The organism is Pantoea rodasii (genome assembly GCF_002095465.1).
Lineage (GTDB): Bacteria > Pseudomonadota > Gammaproteobacteria > Enterobacterales > Enterobacteriaceae > Pantoea > Pantoea rodasii.
Genome location: NZ_MLFP01000086.1, coordinates 306,402 through 330,927, shown reverse-complemented (window position 1 = coordinate 330,927; position 24,526 = coordinate 306,402). Strand labels below are relative to the sequence as shown.

Genomic DNA, 24,526 nt, shown 5'->3' with positions numbered 1-24,526 from the left:
GCGGCTAAAAGCAACAATCACGCGCTATTCAACGCGATAGTGATGCAAGCCTTGATGATCCATTTCGCCACTGTGCATGGCTGCCAACAGCCACTCTTCCAGCCGTTCTATCAGCGCCACATCCTCCAGCCGCAATTTACCGCGTAGCGCGCATTCCCAAACTATCAGCACCTTCCACCCACTTTCTTGCAATTGCTGGATGTAACGGCGGTCACGCTCAACGTTACTGTTGATTTTACCGTTCCAGAATTCGGTGCGCGTGGCGGGCATTTTGAACAAGTAACAGTGATGGCGATGCCAGAAACAGCCGTGGACAAAGATAATCGCCTTCTCCTGTGGCAACACAAAGTCAGGCCGGCCCGGCAGCGCTTTGTCCTGTACACGATAATTAAAGCCGCGATCTTTCAAAATCATCGCAATACGCTGCTCGATCGCCGTGTCCTGACTACGAATGGCGCGCATATTTTTGCTGCGGATATCTTGCGAGTGGACGTCTGCCATGGCGTCTCCTTTTTATTGGGGCTCCTTCAACTTTAGCGGTTTGGCGCGAAAGCGAAAGGCACGCGCAACAAGTGTGTGAAGGCGCGAGGAGTGTTAGCATAGCGGCTTCACTGTTAAGGAAAAACGCATGCTTGCTATCGATCCCGCCGCGACCGTCTCGCCCTCCCCGTTTACTGCTACTCCGGATGACACGACATCGCTGTTACTGCAGGTTCTCGATATTTATGCCGCACGCGATGTGGTGCAGACCTTAACCGACGCCGGTGGACGCGACTGGAGCGTGCCGCGCCTGAATCGCATTCGCCAGGGCAAGAGCGTTGCGCCCGCGCTTTCCAGTGATGAAGTCGCTGGTCTGCAAGCGTTGCTGCCTTCGCGCCCCGCGCACTACGCCACACCAAAATTCCAGTTTGTCGATCTGTTTGCCGGTATCGGCGGTATTCGTCGTGGCTTTGAGCAGATTGGCGGCCAGTGCGTGTTCACCAGTGAATGGAATAAAGAAGCGGTACGCACCTATAAAGCCAATCACTATAGCGATCCGCAGCAGCATCAGTTCAACAGTGATATTCGATTGGTGACCCAGCCCGCAGGACTGTCTGACGAACAGGCGATTTATCAACACATCGATCAGACCATTCCCGATCACCAGGTGCTGCTGGCCGGTTTTCCCTGTCAGCCCTTTTCACTGGCGGGGGTGAGTAAGAAAAACGCCCTCGGCCGTGCGCACGGTTTTGAGTGTGAAGCACAGGGCACGCTGTTCTTCGATGTCGCTCGCATTCTTGCTGCGAAAAAGCCGCCGTTTTTTGTGCTGGAGAACGTCAAAAATCTCAAGAGCCACGATAAAGGCCGCACGTTCGCCATCATCATGGCGACGCTGGATGAATTGGGATACGATGTCGCCGATGCTGCCGATAGCGCGACGCCGGATGCAAAAGTGGTGGATGCGCGTCACTTCCTGCCACAGCATCGCGAACGTATTGTGCTGGTGGGCATTCGTCGTGACTGTGGGCTCAGCAACGGTTTTCACTGCGCGCGCTCTCTCAACTCTATCCGCAACAAGTGCCCACACTGCAAAGTCTGCTGGAGCCGGCTCCCGAGCCGAAGTATATCCTGTCGCCGACATTGTGGAATTACCTGTATCAGTACGCCAAAAAGCACAAAGCCAAAGGCAACGGTTTCGGCTTTGGCCTCAACGATCCGCGTAATCCCAACGTGTGCGTGCGCACGCTATCGGCGCGCTATTACAAAGACGGTTCGGAGATTCTCATCGATCGCGGCTGGGATCAGGCGCAGGGTGAAGCGGATTTCCAGCACGCCAGCAATATGGCGCAGCGACCGCGACGTTTAACCCCGCGTGAGTGCGCCCGTTTAATGGGATTTGAGGCACCGGGTCAAACCACATTCCGTATTCCGGTCTCTGATACTCAGGCTTATAAACAGTTTGGAAATTCAGTGGTGGTACCGGTTTTTGCTGCTGTCGCGCAGTTACTTTTGCCGCTTATCGAACAGCATCTTAGCCAAAACACCTAGCGTCACAGGTCCGCAATTTCCTTTAGGGACGCGCTTTATGCTGTTTTGCGCTGAATCGCGTCCACTGTCACCAAACTGTCATGCCCGCTCCCAATACTCCTTTTTATTTTTGGGGGCTGTTAGATGTCACTCCTTTCTGTAATCTCCTTGCCACTGCGCTTACGCCCGCGATTTCGCTGGCGTATGCCGCTATGGCTGACCAGTCTGCGCAACCAGTTTTTGCTGTTTATCGTGCTGTTCTGCCTGCTGCAATTTGCCGGGGTGCTGCTGCTTAGCAATCATGTCAATCAGACGCAAACCTCGCTGCAGCAAGCTAACCAACTGCGAGAAAGATTGGCCCTGCTGGATAAAGCACGTATCGAATTGCTGACCGCCAGCGATAATAGCCACCGCGCCGGTATCTATTTAATGCAGGATCAGCAAAGTGGTTCAGTCGACAGCTGGAAAAGCCTGGCCGCCGCCTCCGATGACTCGCTCAAGAAAGCGCAGACGCTGTTCACGGCCTATCATGCCAGGGCCGATAGCCCGCTGGCTCAGGGCTTTGCGATGTTAGCGGAAGGTTTGCAAGAGCAGCTGAAAGGGTTAGCGTCCAATGACATTAATGCTTTCTTTATGGTGCCGATGCAGGCCTTTCAGCAGCAGTTTAATGACGCCTGGTTTAGCGAGATTGAACAAGCCAACCATCAGTTGAGCAGCGTGAATCAGAATACGCTCAGCACGCTGAAACAGAGCCGCAATATGTCATTGATTGTCAGTGCCATTCTGATGGCGCTGCTGGTGTTGGCCTCCAGCCTGCTAATGCGCGGTGTGCTGCTGCCGCTGCGCCGTGCCAACCGCCAGCTGGAACAGATTGCAACGGGTGACTTAGTCCCAAGTCATGATACGCCGCGCCGCCAGTGTTTAGAGACGCGCCAGTTGTTTCAATCGATCGAATCGATGCGCTTCGGTCTGCAACAGATTGTCAGTGACATTAATACCGTCGCCGTGAGCGTTGCGGCCGGTGCAGAAGATATGCAACAGCATAATGAACAGGTTATGCAGCAGCACCAGGCGCAAAATGCCAGCTTCCATCACCTGTCACAGCGATTGCATCGTGTTTCTGAAGAGGTGGAAATCGGGGCACAGTTCTCCCAGCAGGCCACGCAGGAAGCCCAGTCAGCCGATGTTCTGATGCGAAACTGCGCCGTGGAAGTCGATAGCATGGAGCTCAAAATGCAGCAGATCGTTGCCGCTTCGGGCGACATCGCCGGAATTGTGGGAATGCTCGATAGCCTGTCAATGCAGACGCGTTTACTTTCGCTTAATGCCGCGATTGAATCGGCTCACGCCGGATCTTACGGCCGCAGTTTCTCAGTCGTGGCAAAAGAGATGGGACTGCTCTCGCAAAAAAGTGGTGAATCAACGCGCCAGATTGATGGTTTGATTCAGCACACTCAGCAGCATGTGAATGATGGCTTTGACAAAGTGAAGGCTCTGGAAGTGTTGTTCACGCAGATCAGCGGGGCGGTGTCGGGCGTGGTGACACAGTTGGATGAATTGCAGCAAAACACCACCGCACAAAGCCATCGCGTCAGCAAAATTGCGCATGAAGTGGTAGAGATGAGCCATCAACTGCAGCAAAACGAAACGCTGAATGCCCATCAGGTCAATTCCGCCAGCCAATTACGCGAACTGTCCGATCGGCTCGCACAACGGGCGCAGCAATTCCGCGTCAACGCCGCTTAGATTGCTGAAATAAAAAACCCGTCAATTTTGACGGGTTTTTGCTATTCGCTTACTTCTTCTTTTTGCCTTTCTTCAGCAGCGCACGTACCTGCTTCAGTTCTGTCACGGAAAGCTGTTCTGCCACCGCTTCTTCAGTATTCAGACTGTCTACGGCCGGTTGCTCAACAGCATGTAAACTGGCCTGCAGGCGGTTAACGATCTCCTGACTCATGGAGATTTGGTTATCGGCGGCCAACTGTTTGATGTGCTCTTTCAGTGCCGGGTCAATTTTAATAGTTAAGTTAACGGTCTCAGTCATCTTCATACTCCCTTTTGATTTACAACAACGTAGCGGAAGAAGATGAAAGTTAACAGACTGTCATAAAAATTTAATATTACGAGTGTATAGGGCTGAAATCCCTTAAAACGGACTCATCAATGCTGGTTAAATTACCCTGCAATTCCGCGCATAACTTGCCCATATAATGCACGAGGAAATCCGCATTATGTTCCGCTAGCAGGCGCCCCGCTTCGGTTTGCATGGTTTCCGGCAAGCGTAAAAGCTTCTTCTGGAAATGGTCCAGCGTCCATTTCACATCGTCTAATTCGCGTTCTTTTCCTAATGGATCTTCGCTGTCAAACAGCGGCCGTCCCAAGGCACCTGCCGTGTAGAAAACGCGTGCGAGGCCGATAGCACCTAAAGACTCCAGGCGATCGGCATCCTGTACAATTTTTGCTTCCAGCGTCAGCGGGGTGATGCGCGCGCTGAAGCTGTGCGCCTGCACTGCATGGGCGACGCCATCCAGCAGCTCTGGCGGGAAATCGGGGAAGTCCTGCTGCAGAATACGACGCGTTTCCTCAGCGGCATACGTGGAGGCCAGATGGCGCTCTGGGTGGTTTTTGGGCAGGTTAACCACGTCATGGAAGTAACAGGCGGTGAGGACCACCATCGGATCGGCTGAAGTGTGCTGCATAATGCGCGTCGCGCTCATCCAGACGCGGCGCAGATGCGCGATATCATGGGCTTTATCATCGTGCAGCCAGTTCTGCTGCAGCCAGTTCTCGTAGCGTTGTTGCCAGCGGGTGAGTGACATCGTGCTTCTCCTTATTGCTGTTATAAAAGCACCGCCAAATCAGGGTGCTGCTCCTGGGGATATCATGCGGCCTGGTCGTGACACTTTTTTACATCCATCCTGGATGTGCAAAGCGTGAAAATGCGATCCCGATCTTGTTATAGCGCTGTTAATGGCGCTTTCCCAGCAGAGATCACGTTTTAGGTATTTCCTTAGCGTCATTTCAGTTAAATAACTCTGTTAAACAGGCGTAATCTATTTTAACCATCAACAGTATTCACGCTATTGAATGATTCCAGTTAAAAATGCTGACTAATGGAATGTAAAAGCGATAAACACCCACAGGAAAATCTGAAAAGATTCCCATCCTGGCCGTTATAACGTACTGTATAGGGGATATTTCTGGCTCTCCACCGCCTGTGAAGGCATTTCCAGCATGCATTTTGCTTAAGAGCCATTTTTAAAACCGGAATATGCAGCAATAGCCTGATACTGAGGCGACAAATTATTAAGCAAATTGATTCAAACCCATTATGCTAATTCTCTCATCTGCTGATGCGGGTGTTTCGTCGAAGTTTTCCGGGTGAGTAACACTACATGAGGTACGTAATGAAAGAACGGCCGATTCTTTTTTCCGAACAGCGGGTCCGCGCCCTGCTCGTTGGCCAGCAAACGCAAACCCGGCGCATTATGAAAACTCAGGCCTTTGGTCCGGGTCAGGATCATCACGAAGGTGTGCATGCGTTCGACGTTAGCGCCAACCATTTGCACGGCTATAAATTAATGTCGATGGCAGATGTCAGCTCTCACTGTCCTTTTGGACAAGCAGGCGACCGATTGTGGGTGCGTGAAACCTGGCGCGGCCCGATTGTGCCAGAAGAGCAACTCGCCGAATATGAACGCGATCCTCTGCCTTTCCGCAGCCCGGCATTTTGTCAGTATCGTGCTGACAGCAACGAATTGGGTCAGCTGGATGAAGATGTGCAGCACGCCGAGCAGTTCGGCTGGCAAACCGCCATTCATATGCCGCGCTGGGCCAGTCGTATCGATTTGGCCATCACGTCGGTACACGCTGAAAAGATTCAGGACATCAGCGAAGATGACATCATGGCTGAAGGCGTGCAGACCGATACGCACTTCCTGAATAATTTCTTCACCATGAACATGAATGCCGAATCGCCGAAAGAAGCCTATCGCAAAGCATGGCAAAAGCAGTATGGCGCCACCAGTTGGGAAGTGAACCCATGGGTATGGGTGATCGCCTTCCAGCGCGTCGAACGCGAAGGATAATATCCTCCACCCTCGCCCATTCGGTGCGAGGGTGATTTTCCTGCTTTGCCATCTAAATCACAGAAAAACCCTACAGTAACTGCTTGAATAGTCGGCTTTGATTCCGCGCTGGTAATTTTCTCCTTGCCGCGTCAGGATAATCCCTTCCGCCCTGCAGAGTGAGTCGCGCGATGTTCAAATGGCCATGGAATGCGCAGGTAGATGCAACCGTCACGGCGCTCCCCTGGCAACAGGCGCTGGCGCAGCCGATCTTTTCGCTGCTAACGCCTGAAGAGCACAGCGACCTTACCGCGCTCGCCCAGCGCTTCCTGCAACAGAAAAAAATCTCTCCGCTGCTGGGATTACAACTCAACGAACTGCAACTGGCACGGCTGGCCTTACTGTTTTGCCTGCCTGTTTTAAAGCTTGGGCTTGAATGGCTGGATGGTTTTCATGAAGTCATTATTTACCCCGAGCCGTTCGATGTTGACGACCGCTGGGAGGATAGCAACGGATTAGTGCACCATGCGCCCGCAGTGCATGCCGGACAGAGCTGGATGCAAGGCCCCGTGGTGTTAAATGCTCTGGATATTCAGGACTCCTACGATCTCTCCGGCTATAACCTCGTCATCCATGAAGTCACGCACAAACTCGATGCACGCGGGAGCGGCTACACCAGCGGCATTCCCGCCATTCCATTGCGTGATGTCGCGCTGTGGGAGAAAGACCTATTACAGGCGATGGAAGAGATTGAGGCTGAGGTTGAACTGGTAGGAGAACAAGCGGCAACCCTCGATCCTTATGCCGCCAGCGATCCCGCCGAATGTTTTGCGGTGTTATCGGAGTACTTTTTCAGTGCTCCTGATTTACTGGCGCAGCGCTTCCCAGCGATGTATCGCCATTTACAGCAATTTTATCGTCAGGACCCGATGGCGCGTCTGACTGCGGAATCTGCTTAATTCGCGATCGCTTTGTACTATTGCTAGCCAGTTGAATACAAATGTATTTTAAGCTGTTGACACATTCGGGGAGCGCCATTAATATTCGCCTCGTTCACACGATTCCTCTGTAGTTCAGTCGGTAGAACGGCGGACTGTTAATCCGTATGTCACTGGTTCGAGTCCAGTCAGAGGAGCCATATTTAGAGAAGCCCGCTCAGGGAAACCTGAGCGGGCTTTTTGCTTTTCAAATACTGCGCCCCGCCAAAAAATTTAGTCTGATATATCCTCGCCACATCTATCGTCACGCTATCGAGAATATGCGTTATGAAATTGGATCAAAGGTTCATTTTTGAACCTTTCTGGCATTTCTTGGCTAGCCGATGGCAGCATGCAGCCCTAATAACATCCTAAAGGTTCAAAAATGAACCTTGATGAACTTAAAAATTCTCTTTGAAAATCTTCCTGAGACTGACAAACAGAAAATGGTGCAACAGTGGATGTTAAATGCGCGAAGTGGGGCTGGGGCTATTCGCGAACCCGAGTCTCAAGGGGAACCGGTTATGAGCATGTTAGCGTTCTCAGCCCTGCCACACATTTTGGCGAGTAAACTCAAACAACAAAACATCACTTATGAAGAGATGGCGATGCAAATAGGCGTCTCAATCTCAACCTTCAAACGAATGATGGCGAGACCCTCTGCTGCTAAAGCCATCAACCTTCATGCATTGCTCAAAGAGCTGGGAATGAAAGTATGGCTCGAAAGATAAGTGTCTGGCTTTACAATCAACCCATAGGGACCTTGAGCGAGGATCCAGCGGGCTTCGCTTTTTATTATCGGTTGAATTATAACGGCCGTGCCCTCTCGCTAAGCATGCCGGTTAGGCCAGAACCTTACCTAAGTGAGGATCTGCATCCTTTCTTCAAGGGATTAGCCCCAGAGGGTTGGTGAGGTTTGTAAGGAGATGAAAAACCGCGCATCGCGCGGTGAGCAGATTACACTTCAGTCCAGCCGCGCAGCAGGTTGTGATACATATTCAGCAATGAAAGCAGCTCCTCACTATCACCGTGACGCGCCTTGAGGCTTTGGATGTTGCGGTCCAGTTCAAACAACATTGCACGCTGCTTATCATCACGCACCATCGACTGGATCCAGAAGAACGACGCAACTCGGCCGCCACGCGTAACCGGTGTTACACAATGCAAGCTGCTGGAGGGATACAGCACCAAATGGCCAGCAGGCAATTTGACCTGATGCTGGCCATAGGTGTCTTCAATGACCAGTTCGCCACCGTCATAACTCTCGGGTTCGCACAGAAACAGCGTGGCGGAGAGGTCAGTACGCATCCAGCCAGCAGCGCCGTTATGCCGGACTGCGCCGTCCACGTGAAAACCGTAGGTTTCACCCTGCTCATAGCGGTTGAACAGCGGTGTTGAAATGGAACGTGGCAGTGCCGCAGAAAAGAACAGCGGGTTGTTGTTCAAAGCCTGCATCACTGCCGCTTGCAACTGGTCATACAGCGGCGATCTCGTATCGATCTGCTGATTATTTTTGACCGTAGCGCCCTGACTGCCTACCGTCGCTCGCCCGTCAATCCATTCAGCCTGTTGCAGTAGCGCACTAAAGTTCGCCACCTCTTCTGGAGCCAGCACCGCAGGAATGTGATACATCATCGCGTTGTTCTCTCAAAAATGTGGGGCGCGTACGCCCCACGTTAATTCTTAGAAATGCACGTTTGCCGTCAGCAGGAAAGTACGTGGCTCACCCGGATGATAGCGGTAACCACTTTTGTTGATCGAAGCAACATAGTGGGTATCGAAAATGTTGTACACGTTCATCTGAAGATCGAGATTATTGTTTACTTTGTAGCCCAGTTTCGCGTCCGCTACCCAATATCCTTCAGTATGGTCCGGCGTACCCACCGCGCCATCGCTGCCGCGACGCAGGCTGCCAACGTAACGCGCCCCACCGCCCACGGAAATTGCGTCGGTGGCCTGATACTGCGTCCACAAGGTGAAGGCGTGCTTTGGTGTGTAAGCAATGGCGGATGAACCATCCTGAGCCACCGCCGCTCCTTCTTTGACTGAAGCGTGCTGCTGGGTGTAACCCGCTATCACTTCCCAATCTGGCGTGATGTTGCCAGTAGCGGAAAGCTCATAGCCTTCAACACGTTTTTTTTCCGGTTTGCGAGTAGGTGCCATCATCGTTGGCATCCACTTCATTTTCGATATCAGTACGGAACAGTGCGGCATTCAACAACAGGCGCTTATCCAGCACCTGCCATTTGGTGCCGACTTCGCTCGACTTGGCTTTCTGCGGTTTGAAATCAGTACGGTTAGCACTGTTTCCGCTCCCCCCCGCTGCCAGCGCAAAGCTGCTGCCACCCGGCGGCTGCTGGGAAATCGCATAGTTGATGTAAACGTTGCCCTGCTCGGTTAGTCGATATAGCGCACCCGCTTTCCAGTTAACCAAATTGCCCGATTTCGCCGTATCGACTGTCGTCAGCGGCGTACCCGGAGCAACGCCCGCAGGGCATGCCAGCGCGCCGCGTCCGGTGCCACCACAGGCTGTGGCGCTGTCATATTCGGTATGATAACTGTCGAGACGAATGCCGCCATTTAGCTCAAAGTTTTGGGTGATCGCCAGAGTATCGAAAGCATAAATACCGGTGGTATCCGTTTGGCCATTGGCATTCGCGCCATTACGATCCAGCCCGCCGACCGAAATACTGCTGATAGGATGGTAGATGTTCACCGCCGGGGCGGTTAGCGCATTGACACCATAGTTGGTCTGATTCTCACGCGTGAACTCGACGCCAGCGCTGATATCGTGCCCGACTGAACCGGTATAGAACTTAGAGGTGATGTTGGTTTGGTTAGTCAGGATGCGGTTACTAACATCCTTCAGGTTCGCATTACGCGTCCAGGTCCAGGTGCCGACATCATCAGGATTTGGGGTGGTAATGGTGCTGCCCATCACCGCCGTCAGCAAATACTCCTGCTTAACACGCGACCAGCGCGTGGTGTTGCGAATCGTAGTGCTGTCGTTGAGATCGTGTTCGAAGCGAATCGTGCCGCTTTCGGTGGTGGACTTGTCAAAATCCGAATCGGTGCCGTAGTAATTGCTGGTGGCGACTTTTCCGGCATTGTTGAGCGCAGCGGTCGCCGGTGTCGGTGATGAATATCCAGGCAGGCCAATGGTCGGGATGCCACCATCTGGCGTATTATTTTGATGCACGTGCAAATAATTCAGATACAAGCGCGTTGAGGTATCAAGGCCGAAAGCGAGCGCGGGTGCGATACCGTAGCGTTCATTTTGCACATTATCACGCGCTGCATCGTGGGTTTTCTCCCCCATCAGATTGAGGCGGAATGCACTGTTATCATTGATAGCCTGGTTATAATCCAGCGTGCCACGTCGCATCCACGCACTGCCCACACTCACCGACGCATCCAGGCCCGTATCCAGTCGCGGCTGTTTACTGATCATGTTGATCGAACCCGACGGCGCGCTGCGACCATAATCGGTGCCGGATGGCCCTTTGATCACTTCAACCTGCTGGGTATTAAAGGTGTCGCGCGTCACGCTGCCGATGTCACGGATACCATCGACATAAATACTGTTAGAAGTATCCATCCCGCGCATATATACGGCGTCACCCGTGGAGGAACTGCCATTTTCCCCGGCATAAAACGCCCCGACGCCTGGCACGTTTTTCAACGCATCGGTCAGATTATTGACGCCCTGATCTTTAATGACCTGGTCGGGAATCACCGTCATAGTACGAGTAGTATCCACTAGCGGACGGCTGAATTTGGGATCGGCGGAGGCATTGGGCGCATACAGCGAAGGTGACTGCGCATTGACCACTAAAGTATCGTCTGATTTTTTGGTGGCATTGTCAGCGGCCAATGCAGCAGCCGGAGAAATAGCCATACAGAGCCCGGTAAACAAGGTCAGCGATTGAAAGCTGCCAAACGGCAAGTTGCGATTTTTATCCATTTTAAAGGGGGGAGTTTTCTTATCGTTGTTAATGCGCTCATCGCATCCGGCAGAATCAAAGCATTTAAATCCATGATCACCACAGCCTGTGGATGCAACACCCAAATGATAACGCCAATGGTTATCATTTACTTTTTATTCTTGCATGAGCGGAGCGGCTTGGAAATACATTTCTTTACGGTGCCCTTACATAATTAATACAATCAGCACCAGAGAGAAGTTTTTGTAAGGTTTGACTTAAGATCGCGTAAGAGGTGGGCGAATTTCAGGCAAAAAAACCCGCTGGACATGGCAGCGGGTTTTTATCGAAGCGTGCACAGCTCATTCCAGTAGCTGTACCGAATAGCGTGATGAAGGCGTTCATCTCTCATAGTAGCGGTACACCGACGGATGAAACTCGATGCCATAAAGTTGGCTGATGGGGATCAGTAGATCAATGTGGTTACTCAAATCAAATTCACGCTCTTCAGCGGGCGTGGATTCGGCGCTGAGTAAGCGAGTGAACCATTGTGACAGCATCGTTTTCATTGTCAGGCTCTCCAGTAATTGTTGACCCTGACAGTAAAGCGCACCTTGCTATATAACCAAAACGATTAGATGTGCGATGGAATCCCAATTAATGCATATATGGATGTTCGCTGGGGAACGCGCCCTGAACGGCGCGCCCCGGCATCAAATATCATCCGCTAGGTCCGAATCTTCGCCATCATCCGGCGATAATTGTTAAGCCATGTTCCGCTGTTTAAACGCCACCAGAAGCACACACCGCGCACTGTCCAGTCGAGGAACATGCCGAGCCACACGCCCACGACTCCCATGCCTAACATAATACCGAGAACATAACCGGCCACGACGCGTGCGCCCCACATGCTGAACATCGAAACATACATGGTGTAGCGCGCATCACGTGCGCCCTTGAGCCCGGCAGGCAGCACCCAGGAAGCGGTCCAGATTGGCATAAAGGCCGCATTGAGCCAGATAAGATGTTTTGTCACTTCAATCACTTCAGGATCGCGGGTGTAGAATTTTGCCAGCGTGCCGGCCAGCGGCACCGTGATAAAGGCCAGCGTACATAACCCAATCATCGCCAGCCAGAACACATGTTTTATCTGCCGCTCCGCCTGCATCACCTGATTTTTCCCCAGCCGCTTACCGGTAATAATCGTCGATGCTGAGCCCAGGGCGTTGCCCGGCAGATTTATCAGCGTGGCGATTGAGAAAGCGATAAAGTTACCGGCAATTTCATTCGTGCCCATACCGGCAACGAAAATCTGCGTGAGCAATTTACCGCCGTTAAACAGCACCGATTCAATACTGGCGGGCACGCCAATCCCCAACACTTCCATCAGAATGTTGCGATCCCAGCGGCGGAAATAACTGGCGATGGTGATTTTTAGAGCCGGAGTGATGCCACGATAGAGCACATAAATGGCCGCTGCTGCACCGATATAGCGTGAGATGGTTAAACCCAGCCCCGCGCCCACAAACCCCATCCCTTCCCAGCCCATCGCGCCATAAATCAGTACGCTACTGATCACGATATTGAGGATGTTCATGCCACCGTTGATCAGCATGGGAATTTTGGTATTTCCCGCACCACGCAATGAGCCACTGCCGATCAATGCTATCGCCGCTGCCGGATAACTCCACGCCGAGGTTTGCAGATAGCTGAGCGCCAGCTCTTTCACTTTGGGATCGGCGCTACCGGCAATGACATCAATGATCAGATGCCCCCAAATCTCAATCACGATCACCAGCACAAACGCCAGCACCGTCATCAATCCCAACGATTGTCGTGTCGCGGCGCGGGCACGTTTGCCGTTGCGCTTGGCGAGGCTAAAGGCCACCACCACCGTGGTACCGAGATCAATCGCCGCAAAGAAGGAGATAATCACCATGTTGAAGCTGTCGGCAAGACCGACGCCCGCCATCGCTTCTTTGCCCAGCCAGCTGACAAGGAAAGTACTGAGGACGCCCATCAGCATCACACACAGGTTTTCGACAAAGATGGGCACGGCCAGTGGGGTAATTTCACGCCACAACAGCGTGCGATAAGAGCGGCGTTTCGGATACCACGCCGTATTTCTGACCGCACGCATCACTGCTACGCCAGGATTTTGCAAGGGAGTACCAAATCACTTTGGAGAGGAAGAAGAGTAATAATGATGATAGGCCACTGAGAAATATGCAAAGTGTTTCCCATCACCATTTAATCATTATTACAAACTTTTTGTCGCCACCACCGCAGGATCCGCTGCACCACCGAGATAGGCACTTCGCACTTCCTCATTATTTAGGAGTTCTGCCCCGCTGCCGCTGAGCTTGATTTCACCATTCACCATCACATAACCCCGATCGGCTAACTTCAGCGCATGCCGCGCATTTTGTTCCACCAGAAACAGCGTCATGCCTTGCTGAGTCAGTTCGCGCAGAATATTAAAAATCTGCTTCACCACAATCGGTGCAAGCCCGAGGCTGGGTTCGTCGAGCAACAGCAGCTTTGGACGGCTCATCAGCGCACGCGCAATCGCCAGCATCTGCTGCTCACCGCCGGAAAGGGTCATCGCCCGCTGTTTGCGTCGTTCCAGCAGGCGTGGAAACAGCTGGTACATCCGCTCCTTATCCTCTTTGACATGACGTTCTCCCACGGCGATGGTGCCCATCAGCAGATTCTCTTCGACGGTCATATCGGGAAAGATGCGCCGTCCCTCTGGCGCCTGCGCGATACCGCTGGCAGCGATAAAATGGGTGCTGCGCTGACTGATCGATTCGCCACGCAGCAGAATGTCACCGCTGGCAATGCGCGGCTGGCCGAAAATCGACATCAGCAGCGTTGATTTTCCTGCCCCGTTGGCACCAATCAGCGCGACGGTCTCACCCTGATTGACCGTCAGTGACACCTGTTTTAATGCCTGCACCGGGCCGTAAAACACGTCCACCTGTTCAAAGCTCAGCATGGGTTCAGCCATGGTCGCTCTCCTCATCAGCACCCAGATAGGCGGCAATCACTTTGGGATCGTGCCGGATTTGCTGCGGCGTGCCTTGCGCAATCACATCGCCGTGATCCAGCACCACGATGTGATCGGAGATGCGCATCACCATCGGCATGTCGTGTTCAATCAGCAGCACGCTGATACGGTGGTCGGCGCGCAATCGATGCAAAATCTGACTGAGCGCATCGGTTTCGACCGGGTTGAGCCCAGCGGCAGGCTCATCAAGACAGATCAGTTCTGGTCGCGTACACATGGCGCGTGCAATCTCCAGCCGTCGCTGCTGGCCGTAAGAGAGCGTGCCGGCCAGGCGATTGGCGCTGGAGACTAAATCCACGCTCTCCAGCCAGTAAAACGCGCGATCCAGTGCCCGGTTTTCAGCTTCACGATAACCGCGCGTATTCATTACCCCAGCCAGCAATTGGCGATTGACCTGCATATGCTGAGCCACCAGCAGGTTCTCCACCACCGACATCTCGCGAAACAAGCGGATATTTTGAAAGGTGCGCGCCAGCCCGGCACGGTTCACCAGATGCGCGCCGCCGAACATTTTGTACCAAATGCGTGACCCCAATCGCGTGGGATTGAGCCAATCCTGTGGATGGATTTTCTGCCCCAGCACCTGAATCACATCGGTGCTGCGCTGATGGGCGTTCAGCATAATGCGTCCGCCCGTTGCGCGATAAAATCCGGTCAGGCAGTTAAATACCGTGGTTTTACCTGCCCCGTTTGGGCCGATCAGCGAGGTCACCGAACCGCGTTCCACTGAAAGCGTGACATCATTGAGCGCCTTAATACCGCCAAAGCGCATCATCAGGTTATTCACTTGCAGAATGGCATCACTCATGGCGCACTCCTTTTCGCAACGGTACGCCCACGCGAGCCGTTCGCACTAATCCACGCGGCCGCCAGATCATCATCAACACCATCAGCATGCCAAACAGCAATACACGATACTCCGCAAAGCTGCGCAGCAGTTCTGGCGCGACCGTCAGCACAAAAGCCGCTAATACCACGCCCAGCGTCGAACCCATTCCGCCGAGTACCACAATCGCCAGAATCAATGCCGATTCAAAGAAAGTGAAGGATGTGGGATTGACAAAGCCTTGATAACTGGCGAAAAACACCCCGGCTATACCGGCGGTCGAAGCGCCCAACATAAAGGCCGACAGTTTCACCAACACGTGATTCAGCCCCATTGCACGGCAGGCAATTTCATCCTCACGCAAGGCTTCCCAGGCGCGGCCGATTGGCATACGCGTCAGACGATGTTTGATAAACAGCACCAGTAACACCACCAACACCAGCACCACATAGATGAAGATAAACTTCATGTTGGGGTTGTAATCGAGGTGGAAAAACTCGTGGTAAGGCACACCGCCGTCTTTGGCTCGCCGGGCAAATTCAAGGCCAAAAAAAGTCGGTGAAGGTATCGAGACCCCATTGGGTCCACCGGTGAATGACACCCAGTTGGTTAGCACCAGACGGATGATTTCACCAAAGCCCAGCGTGACAATCGCCAGATAATCGCCGTGCATGCGCAGCACCGGAAATCCCAGCAGCGCGCCGGCAAACGCCGCTAACAGGGCAGCGATAGGCAACATGCTCCAGAAACCCAGGCCAAGGTATTCATAGCCCAACGCCAGCCCGTAAGCACCAATTGCGTAAAATGCCACGTACCCTAGATCAAGCAACCCTGCCAGCCCCACCACAATGTTGAGACCCAACCCGAGCAGCACATAAATCAGCCCAAGAATGGCAACGGTTAAAAGGTATTTACTGGAGATAAAGGGAAAGGCGAACGCGACGATTAACAGCAGTGGCAGAATCCAGCGTAACCGCGAACGGTAGTCAGGTTCGCGTACATAAACTCCTTCATCCTGCCCTTCAAATTTGCGTTTATAACGTTGGCCCCATGCTGAATGCAGAAACAGGCTTATCAGCAGCCGACCCACCATCACCAACCCCACTAGCAGGGCGACACGCTGCGGCGAAATTTTGAAGCTGTAACCATCCAGTACTACGCCCACAATCGGGCCAAACACCACCAGCGCGATCACCCCGGCCAGCAGCGTGTCGAGCAATGCCTCTCGCACGCCCGCTTTTTGCGTCATTGCATTCATCGTGGCTTCCTCACACTTTCGCAACCAGCGGACGTCCCAGCAGCCCCTGCGGACGGAAAATTAAAATCACCACCAGCAGTGAAAACGAGAACACATCTTTGTAGTCAGAGTTCACCAATCCGGCGAACTGGGCTTCAGCCACCCCGAGCAGCAGCCCACCCAGCATTGCGCCCGGCAGCGAGCCAATGCCACCTAACACCGCTGCGGTAAAAGCTTTGATACCGATGATAAAGCCAGCATAGAAATCAAAGGTGCCGTAGTTCATGGTCACCAGCACCCCCGCCAGCCCAGCCATTGCAGCGCCGATCACAAATACCAGCGAAATCACACGATCGGTGTTGATGCCGAGAATCGATGCCATGCGACGGTCCTGCTGAACGGCACGGCAGATGCGTCCCAGTTTGGTGTACTGAATAATCCAGGTCAGCAGCGCCATACCACAGAATGCGGCAATCAAGATGAACACCTTCGTCCAGGTGATCTGAACGATACCGCCATCAATCTCCATGCGCAGCACGCCGGTCAGCAACGTTGGGATCCCCTGTTGGTTGGGCCCCTGACTGAGCTGCACGTAGTTTTGCAGGATCAGCGACATGCCAATCGCCGAAATTAACGGTGCCAGACGTGTCGAATTACGCAGGGGACGATAGGCGATGCGTTCGATTGCCCAACCATATGCGGCAGTGACAATAATGGTGAACAGCAAGGTGCCGAAAATCAGCAGTGGGAAGGAGTGAATACCGAAGAAGCTCAGCAGTGATAAGCCAATCGCGCACAGATAGGCGGATATCATATACACCTCGCCGTGGGCGAAGTTGATCATGCCGATGATGCCGTAAACCATGGTGTAGCCAATGGCGATCAACCCATATACCGCGCCCAGTGTCAGGCCGTTGATCAGTTGCTGTAAGAAGAAGGCGTCCATAGATCAGTCTCGCACGTAAAGGGAGCGCATACTTCGCGCCCAATCGCGAATGGCCCCGCTGTGCGGGGCCGCGTGTCGAACTACAGCTGGTGATATTTGCCTTTGTCATCCCACTGATACACGACGTAATCCGAGACTTTCAGATCGCCTTTGCCATCCCAGGCTTTTTTGCCCATTACGGTATCTACGCTATTAGCTTTCAGCCAGTCACTGGCTTTGGCGTTGTCTTTGCCTGCAGCTTTGTAAGCGGCGGCAATCGCCTGAACCGATGCGTATGCGTAGAGGGTGTAACCCTCTGGTTCGAATCCGCTGGCGCGGAACTTCTCAATCACCGCTTTGCCATCAGCAATATTTCGGGGATCATTACCGAAGGTCATGTAAACGCCTTTGGTGTACTGAGGACCACCCGCTGCCGTGACCATCTCTTCGGTCACGATGCAGTCACCGGAGAAGAAGGCTGCATTCACGCCCTGCTCACGCATTTGACGCACCAGCGGACCGGCTTCCGGGTGACAGCCACCGAAATAAACCACGTCAGGTTTGACTGCACCAATTTTGGTCACCAGCGCGTTGAAGTCTTTCTCACCGCGAGACAGCCCTTCATACAGCACTTCTTTCACCCCGCGTTTCTCCAGGGCCGCTTTGGTCGCATCGGCAAGACCCTGACCGTAAGTGTCTTTGTCATGGATCACCGCCACTTTTTTCGCTTTCAATTTGTCGATAATGAAGTCGGCAGCAATCGCGCCCTGCTGATCGTCACGGCCACACATGCGGAACATGGTTTTCATGCCGCGCTCGGTGATTTGCGGATTGGTGGAACCGGGGGTAATCGCCAGCACACCGGCTTCGTCATACACTTCCGAGGCGGGCATGGTGGAAGAGGAACAGAAGTGACCGACCACAGCCATCACTTTGTCCTGATCGACCAAGCGGTTAGCCACCGACACCGCCTGTTTGGGTTCACAGGCATCATCACCCTGAACCAGCACTATTTTTTCACCGTTAATCCCGCCAGCAGCATTGATGTCCTCTGCCGCCTGGCTTGCGCCCTTCCAGTATTGCGCCCCATAGGTCGCATTCGGGCCGGAGAACGGACCCGCCACACCAATCTTGATATCTGCCTGGGCGTAAAACGCCACACTCAGGCAACCTGCAAGTACCACCTTCACTGGGTGTTTCATGAATTTCAAAGACATGCTTTCTATCCTCAACGGGTCAGGAACGGAGCCATACCACGGCCTGGGAGAAATCAATTTCTGAAAATTTTGCAGCGCATTGCGTGTGGCCAGCAGGGCCACGGTTAAGAATCAAGCAAGAAACTCGCCAAAGAAGACGGTCGGTGGCAGCTTTTTGCAGTGGCATCGCGCCAGGGCAGATGAGGCGCGAAGTGACATCCCTGCTAATCATAAACATAGCCAGAGTTGCGCCGCGCACCAGCACCGTGATGGTGCAGAATGCGGTCGATCACAGATTCTTCATCGTGCGGGGAAGTTTATCCGCTATGCTCAGGTCAAATCGGTCCACGTTTCCTGAAGGAGAACCTATGAATACGCAACGGAACGGATTGAGCAGCCAGCAGGCATTGGATGAACTGGAGCGCTTGTTTGACAACGCAGTGGAGGCCATGCGCAATGCAATCCGCGATTTCACTACACAGGGCACGTTGCCAGACGAAGCCGCGCGGCAACATGGCCTGTTTGTGTACCCGGAATTGCGCATCACCTGGCTGGGCGAAGGGCCACAGCAAAACCGCACCCGGGCATGGGGACGTTTTACCCACACCGGAAGCTACAGCACCACGATTACGCGCCCGGCCTTGTTGCGCCACTACCTGAGTGAACAGCTGCAAATGCTGGAAAAAGAGTATGACGTGCTGATCGAAGTGGGCCCGTCGCAGCAAGAGATTCCTTATCCGTATGTGATTGATGGTTTGTCGCTGGATCGTTCAATGAGCGCCAGCATCGCACGGCATTTCCCGACCACTGAACTGTCGCAGATTGGTGATGAAACCGCAGATGGCCTGTTCCATGCCAATGCCCTCTTCCCGCTCTCACACTTTGATGCGCTGCGCACCGATTTTTCGCTCGCGCGCCTTCGCCACTACACTGGCACCGCTGTGGAACACTTTCAGCCGTTTGTGTTGTTCACCAACTACACCCGTTACGTTGACGAGTTTGTGCGCTGGGCGATTGAGCAGGTGCAAGATCCCTCTACGCCTTATGACAGTCTGGCCTGTGCCGGTGATGTGGTGATCACCGCTGACACTCAAGATCCTACAGCCATGATGTCCGACCTTGCGTGGAAGAAACATCAAATGCCTGCCTGGCATTTGACCTCGCCCAACCGTCGTGGCATCACCCTGGTGAATATTGGTGTAGGTCCTTCCAATGCCAAAACCATCTGCGACCATCTGGCAGTGATTCGCCCCCACGCCTGGTTGATGATTGGCCACTGCGGCGGCCTGCGTGAAAGCCAAACCATCGGCGATTATGTGCTGGCGCATGCTTATCTGCGTGACGATCATGTGCTGGATAGCGTACTGCCACCGGATATCCCTATCCCAAGTATTGCCGAAGTTCAGCGTGCGCTGTATGACGCCACTAAGGCCGTCAGCGGCATGCCGGGTGAAGAGGTGAAACAACGCCTGCGCACCGGTACGGTGGTCACCACCGATGATCGTAACTGGGAACTGCGTTATTCCGCTTCTGCATTGCGCTTCAATCTGAGCCGCGCAGTGGCGGTGGATATGGAGAGCGCCACCATTGCGGCGCAGGGATATCGCTTCCGAGTGCCTTACGGCACCTTGCTGTGCGTATCAGATAAACCTCTGCACGGTGAAATCAAGCTGCCGGGCCAGGCGAATCGCTTCTATGAAGGGGCGATTTCTGAGCATCTGCAGATTGGTATCTGCGCGGTTGAACTGCTGCGGGCTGAAGGCGATAAGCTGCACTCCAGGAAATTGCGCACCTTTAATGAGCCGCCGTTTAGATAAATGCTTCATTCCGGTCCCAATGGGGCCGGAATGACATTGGATTTCAGGTCAAACTTTAACCAACAGATCTTTCACAAACCAAGCCAGCACAGCCAATATGGCGGGCACCATAATGGACCAGGTTAGTCGATCATTGAGCTTTTCAAATTTCACATTGAGCTTTTCAAACTTCTCATCAATCCTGACAAACTTTTTATCGAATTTTTCATCCATGCGTTCAAACTTCACATCGATGCGTTGTTCCATTTTGTCCAGCTTGTCGTCGATGCGCAGTTCCATTTTGTCCAACTTATCATCGATGCGCACCTCCAACTTTTCCAGCTTGTCGTCGATGCGCAGTTCCATTTTGTCCAGCTTATCGTCAAAGTGCAGTGCCATTTTTCCCAATTTATCATCGAAATGCAGCGCCACTTTTCCCAATTTATCATCGAAATGCAGCGTCATTTTTCCCAGTTTTTCATCAAAATGCAGCGCCATTTTCCCTAATTTATCGTCAAAGTGCAGCGCCATCTTTTCGAACTTGCCATCGGTACGCTTTTCCGACTGCCCCATCTCCCCCAGCAATTCGGTACGCAGAGTGCCGATATCGGCCTTGGTAGCAAAATTCTCCGATCGCGCGGTTAGGACGGCAACATCCTGTTGAATTTGATGCGTGGTTTTTTCCAACAACCCAACTCGTTGAGTTAACTCTTCCATTTTTGAATCTCCGATATTCCTGACGACGTAGATAGTGGGTGGAAGAAACGGGGCAGTACGCATGGCGTATTCCATTACAAACCTCCAGATAGTCCCGGCTATCTCTTCACCTTGCCGCTTAGTGAAACAGATTCGAGCCGATTAAACATTCCACGAACCCGCCATTGACGGCAAAAAAGATCAGGTAGGCATCGATACGCCGCACAGGCTAAAACTGGCAGAGAAATAACAGAAGGAGCCTTCGTGAAGGATTGGGAGGCATCGCTCAGAAAATATTTGCGGGGGATGAAACAGAAAACACGGAAGCCCGAGCGGGCTTCCGTAAACCAGAACTTAAGCGCTCAGCCAGCCCAGTTTGATGACAAACAGAATCGAGAGGATCACCAACGCAGCGTTGATCTCTTTGGTGCGACCACTCAGCAGTTTTACCACGGTCCAGGTAATGAAACCGAAAGCGATACCGTTGGCAATGGAGTAAGTCAAAGGCATGGTCAGCGCCGTCACGGTCACTGGCGCAGCCGTGGTGATGTCTTTCCAGTCGATTTCAGCCAAACCAGAGGCCATCAGCACCGCCACAAATAGCAACGCCGGTGCGGTGGCGTAGATCGGAACGCTACCCGCCAACGGCGCGAAGAACAGGCTCAGCAGGAACAGCACTGCCACGACAATCGCCGTCAAGCCAGTACGGCCGCCAGCACTCACACCTGCAGCAGATTCAACATAACTGGTGGTGGTTGACGTCCCCAGCAGTGAACCAAACAGCGCAGCTGCACTGTCAGCAATCAGCGCACGGCCCATTTTCGGCACGTTACCCTGCTCATCCGCCAGGCCTGCACGCTTGGTCACACCCAGCAGCGTGCCGGTGTTATCGAACACATCCACAAACAGGAAGGCGAAAATCACACTCACCAGACCCACGTTGAAGGCGCCCGCGATATCCAGTTGCATAAAGGTCGGTGCAATGGAAGGTGGTGCGGAGAACACACCACCAAATGGCGTCAGACCAATCCCCATCGAGATAAAGGTGACAATCAGGATGCCGATCAGCACCGCACCGGTGACACGACGCGCTTCCAGCGCCACGATAATGAAGAAGCCCAGCAGCGCCAGCAGTGGACCCGGCTTGGTGAGATCGCCCAGGCCAACCAGCGTGGCAGGATTATCGACCACGATGCCCGCGCCTTCCAGGGCGATCAATGCGAGGAACAGGCCAATACCGGCCGCGATGCCCGCGCGCAGCGGCAGCGGAATACTGGCAATAATCCATTCACGAATTTTGAAAATCGACAGCGCAAAGAAAATCACCGCAGAGAGGAACACCGCACCGAGTGCAATCTGCCAGGTGTAACCCATGTGCAGCACCACGGTATAAGTAAAGAAGGCGTTCAGACCCATACCCGGCGCCAGCGCGATCGGGTAGTTGGCGATCAGGCCCATCAGCACACAGCCGATAGCCGCCGCCAGACAGGTCGCGACAAACACCGCGCCTTTATCCATACCGGTTGCGCCGAGAATACTCGGGTTAACAAACAGGATGTAGGCCATCGCCAGGAAGGTGGTGATACCTGCAATGATTTCCGTGCGCACGGTTGTATTGTGCGCTTTCAGTTTGAAGAGTTTTTCTAACATCATCATCTCTCATGAGCGGAGACGGCACGGATGCGCGTTCTCTCTTGCCAATGTGGTTGAAACACTATTTATTTTTTTGATGAAAGCGATTACAGCCGGACGTAAGGCAAGAGCGCCTTCCGCTTTCCCCTGTCCATATAGCAATAGCTATGCCATCACCGTACGCAATCGTTTACGTTTACGTTTGCGCTGATGATTAAGATAATTCTGAACCAGAACGAGGCGCGATTATGGTGCATTGCACCATCGTTGCGCAATCGTTTTCCCTACATCGACGTGACGGCTGAAAATATTGCGGCACCGCACGGTTTCACACTCTGACTGGCGATGGCGCTCACGTTTCTGCTGCTTCAGGCAGCAGCTTAAAAACATCGGGTTACACTGCTTTTTAACCCTTCCGTAACCTAAGAGACAGCGCAATGAAGCCCGCGATTTTAGTCGTTGATGATGATCGTGCCGTGTGTGAATTGCTGCACGATGTATTAAGTGAACACGTGTTTACCGTTTACAGCTGTCACCAGGGGAAAGATGCCCTCGCGCTGCTCTGCCAGCATCCTGAAATCTCACTGGTGATGCTGGATATGATGTTGCCGGACACCAACGGCCTGATGGTGCTGCAACAGATGCAGAGACAGCGTCCTGACCTGTTGGTGATTATGCTCACGGGCATGGGTTCTGAAGCGGATATGGTGGTGGGATTGGAAATGGGTGCCGATGATTACATCGCGAAACCGTTCAACCCACGCGTGGTGGTGGCGCGAGCGCGAGCGGCACTGCGTCGCTGTGGCCGTCTGGCCCAGCCTGAGCTTTACCAGGACGACGGCTGGCAATTCAATGGCTGGCGATTGGATGATGCGCGTTGCCAGCTGTTTAATCCGCAGCGCGAAAGCGTTCCGTTAACGCAAGGCGAATACACACTCTTGCGGGCTTTGGTGGGCCATGCGCGCAAAGTGCTGACGCGCGATCAACTGCTGGAACTGACGCACAGTGAAAGCCTGGAAGTTTTTGATCGCACCATTGATGTGCTGATTATGCGTCTGCGACGGAAAATCGAAACCAATCCACATCAGCCAAGCCTGATCCGTACCATCCGCGGCCTCGGTTATGTTTTTTCTGCGGATGTGATGCGCCCCGCTTCAGCAGCTCGTGAAACGCAGATTGCCTGATCCATCCAGCGCTGCATCTCGGCTAACGGCCGCGTGCCGTCCAGCGCATTGGCCGCATGCAGATTAAAACAGGCGCAGGTATGTGCCAGCTTCAGCGTATCCAACAGCGACCAGCCTTCATGGCTGGCATATAACACCCCAGCACAAAATGCATCACCCGCTCCTACGCTGCCGACAATTTCCTCCGGTGCCAAACACCAAGCAGGTTGCCAGTGCCCTTCGTCCGCACGCTCTTGCCCCCACGCCCCTTCTGGCGCGTGAATCACCACGCGCTGGCGAACTCCCTGCGCCATTAACCACGCGGCGGCTTGCGCAAACGCGGCGGGTGCCGCCAGTCCAGACTCGCTGCGCAAGGTCACCCCGGTGAGCGACTGCGCTTCCAACTCGTTTATCACCAAATAGTCGAGCCAGCGTAAAGCCGGCATCACCAGCGGACGATACTCGCCCGCACGAGACACCAAATCCAGCGACGTGAGGTAGCCACGCTGCTGCATCTCAGCCAGCAAGCGAGCACTGCGCGTGCCGTATGCCTTGTCAGGCAGGTCCAGGCTGTCCAGCAGCAGCAAATAGCCGAGATGAAAAATACGGTGTTCGGTGGCAACCTCAGCAAAATGCGGCAAATCAAGCTGGGCATTAGCGCCACGCGCATGAAAGAAGGTGCGCTGCCCATCTGGCGTGGTCATCACCTGCGTCATCGCCGTGGTCACGCTGCGCGTGCGTTGTACGGATTGGCGGTCAATCTGGTGATCGTCCAGCAGTTGCAGAATGTAGTCACCGTCGCTGTCTTCACCAATCATCCCCACGCCAGCCAGTGGCAGATTCACCCGCATGCGCGCCAGCGTGAACAGCACGTTCAGCGCCGCGCCACCGCTGCATTTTTCGCTGTGAGTAATCTCTGCCAGCCAGCCCTGCTCCGGCCAGTGGCTAATACGCTGCACGTGGTCCACTAACATGCTGCCCGCGCCGAGAATGCCGCTGCGTTGCGCCATT

At 53.5% G+C, this 24,526-nt stretch carries 22 protein-coding genes, 1 tRNA gene and 2 pseudogenes; 9 read left to right on the top strand and 16 right to left on the bottom strand.

Annotated features, from left to right (window positions below; genetic code table 11):
- Nucleotides 1–24: 24 nt before the first annotated feature.
- Nucleotides 25–501 carry a very short patch repair endonuclease gene (locus HA45_RS24880; RefSeq protein ID WP_100700852.1) on the bottom strand — a complete coding sequence of 159 codons (477 nt, stop codon included), beginning with the start codon at nt 499–501 and terminating at the stop codon, nt 25–27.
- A 127-nt stretch (nt 502–628) separates the two neighbouring features.
- Here HA45_RS24880 and dcm point away from each other — a divergent pair.
- A pseudogene (gene dcm, locus HA45_RS24875) lies at nt 629–2,028 on the top strand (DNA (cytosine-5-)-methyltransferase).
- Nucleotides 2,029–2,151: 123 nt separating this feature from the next.
- Nucleotides 2,152–3,753 (top strand): methyl-accepting chemotaxis protein, encoded by a 1,602-nt coding sequence (locus HA45_RS24870; protein WP_100700854.1) that lies wholly within the window; start codon nt 2,152–2,154, stop codon nt 3,751–3,753.
- Between the two features lie 49 nt (nt 3,754–3,802).
- On the opposite strand, the gene HA45_RS24865 is transcribed toward HA45_RS24870, so the two are convergent.
- Nucleotides 3,803–4,051, bottom strand: coding sequence for a hypothetical protein (locus HA45_RS24865; protein WP_100700855.1), 249 nt, complete (start codon nt 4,049–4,051; stop codon nt 3,803–3,805).
- A 76-nt stretch (nt 4,052–4,127) separates the two neighbouring features.
- On the bottom strand, nt 4,128–4,826 hold the full coding sequence (locus tag HA45_RS24860) for a phosphohydrolase (RefSeq protein WP_100700856.1): 699 nt from the start codon (nt 4,824–4,826) through the stop codon (nt 4,128–4,130).
- A 588-nt stretch (nt 4,827–5,414) separates the two neighbouring features.
- Here HA45_RS24860 and HA45_RS24855 point away from each other — a divergent pair.
- The 5 genes from HA45_RS24855 to HA45_RS24835 all read left to right on the top strand — a co-directional run bounded on the left by HA45_RS24855 (nt 5,415) and on the right by HA45_RS24835 (nt 7,964).
- Nucleotides 5,415–6,095, top strand: coding sequence for a hypothetical protein (locus HA45_RS24855; protein WP_100700857.1), 681 nt, complete (start codon nt 5,415–5,417; stop codon nt 6,093–6,095).
- 170 nt (nt 6,096–6,265) lie between these two features.
- On the top strand, nt 6,266–7,033 hold the full coding sequence (mtfA, locus tag HA45_RS24850; RefSeq protein ID WP_100700858.1) for a DgsA anti-repressor MtfA: 768 nt from the start codon (nt 6,266–6,268) through the stop codon (nt 7,031–7,033).
- 103 nt (nt 7,034–7,136) lie between these two features.
- Nucleotides 7,137–7,212 (top strand) — tRNA-Asn (locus HA45_RS24845).
- 234 nt (nt 7,213–7,446) lie between these two features.
- Complete coding sequence (locus HA45_RS24840) at nt 7,447–7,782, top strand: XRE family transcriptional regulator (RefSeq protein WP_128599111.1); 336 nt, start codon at nt 7,447–7,449, stop codon at nt 7,780–7,782.
- Nucleotides 7,767–7,964, top strand: coding sequence for a HipA N-terminal domain-containing protein (locus HA45_RS24835; protein WP_100700860.1), 198 nt, complete (start codon nt 7,767–7,769; stop codon nt 7,962–7,964). The genes HA45_RS24840 and HA45_RS24835 overlap by 16 nt, the downstream gene beginning before the upstream one ends.
- A gap of 44 nt (nt 7,965–8,008) precedes the next feature.
- On the opposite strand, the gene ybiX is transcribed toward HA45_RS24835, so the two are convergent.
- The 10 genes and pseudogenes from ybiX to HA45_RS24795 form a co-directional block, all read right to left on the bottom strand.
- Nucleotides 8,009–8,686 carry a PKHD-type hydroxylase YbiX gene (gene ybiX, locus HA45_RS24830; RefSeq protein ID WP_100700861.1) on the bottom strand — a complete coding sequence of 226 codons (678 nt, stop codon included), beginning with the start codon at nt 8,684–8,686 and terminating at the stop codon, nt 8,009–8,011.
- 48 nt (nt 8,687–8,734) lie between these two features.
- Nucleotides 8,735–11,015, bottom strand: a pseudogene (locus HA45_RS24825) (catecholate siderophore receptor Fiu).
- Complete coding sequence (locus tag HA45_RS27445; RefSeq protein ID WP_162288455.1) at nt 10,970–11,143, bottom strand: hypothetical protein; 174 nt, start codon at nt 11,141–11,143, stop codon at nt 10,970–10,972. Before HA45_RS27445 ends, HA45_RS24825 begins: the two are co-directional and overlap by 46 nt.
- A 232-nt stretch (nt 11,144–11,375) precedes the next feature.
- Entirely contained in the window at nt 11,376–11,543 is a 168-nt protein-coding gene (locus HA45_RS27555; RefSeq protein ID WP_167390560.1) for a hypothetical protein, read from the bottom strand.
- Between the two features lie 158 nt (nt 11,544–11,701).
- On the bottom strand, nt 11,702–13,114 hold the full coding sequence (locus HA45_RS24820; protein WP_100700863.1) for an EmmdR/YeeO family multidrug/toxin efflux MATE transporter: 1,413 nt from the start codon (nt 13,112–13,114) through the stop codon (nt 11,702–11,704).
- 120 nt (nt 13,115–13,234) lie between these two features.
- Entirely contained in the window at nt 13,235–13,984 is a 750-nt protein-coding gene (locus HA45_RS24815) for an ABC transporter ATP-binding protein (RefSeq protein WP_100700864.1), read from the bottom strand.
- On the bottom strand, nt 13,977–14,852 hold the full coding sequence (locus HA45_RS24810; RefSeq protein ID WP_100700865.1) for an ABC transporter ATP-binding protein: 876 nt from the start codon (nt 14,850–14,852) through the stop codon (nt 13,977–13,979). The genes HA45_RS24815 and HA45_RS24810 overlap by 8 nt, the downstream gene beginning before the upstream one ends.
- Nucleotides 14,845–16,128, bottom strand: coding sequence for a high-affinity branched-chain amino acid ABC transporter permease LivM (gene livM / locus HA45_RS24805; RefSeq protein WP_100700866.1), 1,284 nt, complete (start codon nt 16,126–16,128; stop codon nt 14,845–14,847). The genes HA45_RS24810 and livM overlap by 8 nt, the downstream gene beginning before the upstream one ends.
- Nucleotides 16,129–16,138: 10 nt before the next feature.
- A complete protein-coding gene (locus HA45_RS24800; protein WP_100700867.1) occupies nt 16,139–17,053 on the bottom strand; it encodes an ABC transporter permease subunit in 915 nt (304 codons plus the stop codon).
- Nucleotides 17,054–17,133: 80 nt separating this feature from the next.
- A complete protein-coding gene (locus HA45_RS24795; protein ID WP_100700868.1) occupies nt 17,134–18,249 on the bottom strand; it encodes a branched-chain amino acid ABC transporter substrate-binding protein in 1,116 nt (371 codons plus the stop codon).
- Between the two features lie 347 nt (nt 18,250–18,596).
- Here HA45_RS24795 and HA45_RS24790 point away from each other — a divergent pair, with 347 nt between their 5' ends.
- Complete coding sequence (locus HA45_RS24790; RefSeq protein ID WP_100700869.1) at nt 18,597–20,045, top strand: AMP nucleosidase; 1,449 nt, start codon at nt 18,597–18,599, stop codon at nt 20,043–20,045.
- Between the two features lie 48 nt (nt 20,046–20,093).
- Here the strand turns inward: HA45_RS24790 and HA45_RS24785 are convergent, their stop codons facing one another.
- Together HA45_RS24785 and HA45_RS24780 are read right to left on the bottom strand one after the other, a co-directional pair.
- Nucleotides 20,094–20,816, bottom strand: coding sequence for a hypothetical protein (locus HA45_RS24785; RefSeq protein ID WP_128599110.1), 723 nt, complete (start codon nt 20,814–20,816; stop codon nt 20,094–20,096).
- A gap of 258 nt (nt 20,817–21,074) precedes the next feature.
- A complete protein-coding gene (locus HA45_RS24780) occupies nt 21,075–22,373 on the bottom strand; it encodes an NCS2 family permease (RefSeq protein ID WP_240629185.1) in 1,299 nt (432 codons plus the stop codon).
- Between the two features lie 416 nt (nt 22,374–22,789).
- Here HA45_RS24780 and HA45_RS24775 point away from each other — a divergent pair, with 416 nt between their 5' ends.
- Complete coding sequence (locus HA45_RS24775; RefSeq protein ID WP_100700871.1) at nt 22,790–23,536, top strand: response regulator; 747 nt, start codon at nt 22,790–22,792, stop codon at nt 23,534–23,536.
- On the opposite strand, the gene HA45_RS24770 is transcribed toward HA45_RS24775, so the two are convergent.
- A complete protein-coding gene (locus tag HA45_RS24770; RefSeq protein WP_100700872.1) occupies nt 23,473–24,525 on the bottom strand; it encodes a carbohydrate kinase family protein in 1,053 nt (350 codons plus the stop codon). The genes HA45_RS24775 and HA45_RS24770 overlap by 64 nt on opposite strands.
- Between the last annotated feature and the right edge of the window lies 1 nt (nt 24,526).

Bases quoted from the DNA above. Each gene is read 5' to 3' on its own strand.
- HA45_RS24880 (WP_100700852.1), bottom strand. From the start codon at position 501: ATGGCAGACGTCCACTCGCAAGATATCCGCAGCAAAAATATGCGCGCC.
- HA45_RS24870 (WP_100700854.1), top strand. From the start codon at position 2,152: ATGTCACTCCTTTCTGTAATCTCCTTGCCACTGCGCTTACGCCCGCGA.
- HA45_RS24865 (WP_100700855.1), bottom strand. From the start codon at position 4,051: ATGACTGAGACCGTTAACTTAACTATTAAAATTGACCCGGCACTGAAA.
- HA45_RS24860 (WP_100700856.1), bottom strand. From the start codon at position 4,826: ATGTCACTCACCCGCTGGCAACAACGCTACGAGAACTGGCTGCAGCAG.
- HA45_RS24855 (WP_100700857.1), top strand. From the start codon at position 5,415: ATGAAAGAACGGCCGATTCTTTTTTCCGAACAGCGGGTCCGCGCCCTG.
- mtfA (WP_100700858.1), top strand. From the start codon at position 6,266: ATGTTCAAATGGCCATGGAATGCGCAGGTAGATGCAACCGTCACGGCG.
- HA45_RS24840 (WP_128599111.1), top strand. From the start codon at position 7,447: ATGAACTTAAAAATTCTCTTTGAAAATCTTCCTGAGACTGACAAACAG.
- HA45_RS24835 (WP_100700860.1), top strand. From the start codon at position 7,767: ATGGCTCGAAAGATAAGTGTCTGGCTTTACAATCAACCCATAGGGACC.
- ybiX (WP_100700861.1), bottom strand. From the start codon at position 8,686: ATGATGTATCACATTCCTGCGGTGCTGGCTCCAGAAGAGGTGGCGAAC.
- HA45_RS27445 (WP_162288455.1), bottom strand. From the start codon at position 11,143: ATGATAACCATTGGCGTTATCATTTGGGTGTTGCATCCACAGGCTGTG.
- HA45_RS27555 (WP_167390560.1), bottom strand. From the start codon at position 11,543: ATGAAAACGATGCTGTCACAATGGTTCACTCGCTTACTCAGCGCCGAA.
- HA45_RS24820 (WP_100700863.1), bottom strand. From the start codon at position 13,114: ATGCGTGCGGTCAGAAATACGGCGTGGTATCCGAAACGCCGCTCTTAT.
- HA45_RS24815 (WP_100700864.1), bottom strand. From the start codon at position 13,984: ATGGCTGAACCCATGCTGAGCTTTGAACAGGTGGACGTGTTTTACGGC.
- HA45_RS24810 (WP_100700865.1), bottom strand. From the start codon at position 14,852: ATGAGTGATGCCATTCTGCAAGTGAATAACCTGATGATGCGCTTTGGC.
- livM (WP_100700866.1), bottom strand. From the start codon at position 16,128: ATGAATGCAATGACGCAAAAAGCGGGCGTGCGAGAGGCATTGCTCGAC.
- HA45_RS24800 (WP_100700867.1), bottom strand. From the start codon at position 17,053: ATGGACGCCTTCTTCTTACAGCAACTGATCAACGGCCTGACACTGGGC.
- HA45_RS24795 (WP_100700868.1), bottom strand. From the start codon at position 18,249: ATGTCTTTGAAATTCATGAAACACCCAGTGAAGGTGGTACTTGCAGGT.
- HA45_RS24790 (WP_100700869.1), top strand. From the start codon at position 18,597: ATGAATACGCAACGGAACGGATTGAGCAGCCAGCAGGCATTGGATGAA.
- HA45_RS24785 (WP_128599110.1), bottom strand. From the start codon at position 20,816: ATGGAATACGCCATGCGTACTGCCCCGTTTCTTCCACCCACTATCTAC.
- HA45_RS24780 (WP_240629185.1), bottom strand. From the start codon at position 22,373: ATGATGTTAGAAAAACTCTTCAAACTGAAAGCGCACAATACAACCGTG.
- HA45_RS24775 (WP_100700871.1), top strand. From the start codon at position 22,790: ATGAAGCCCGCGATTTTAGTCGTTGATGATGATCGTGCCGTGTGTGAA.
- HA45_RS24770 (WP_100700872.1), bottom strand. From the start codon at position 24,525: ATGGCGCAACGCAGCGGCATTCTCGGCGCGGGCAGCATGTTAGTGGAC.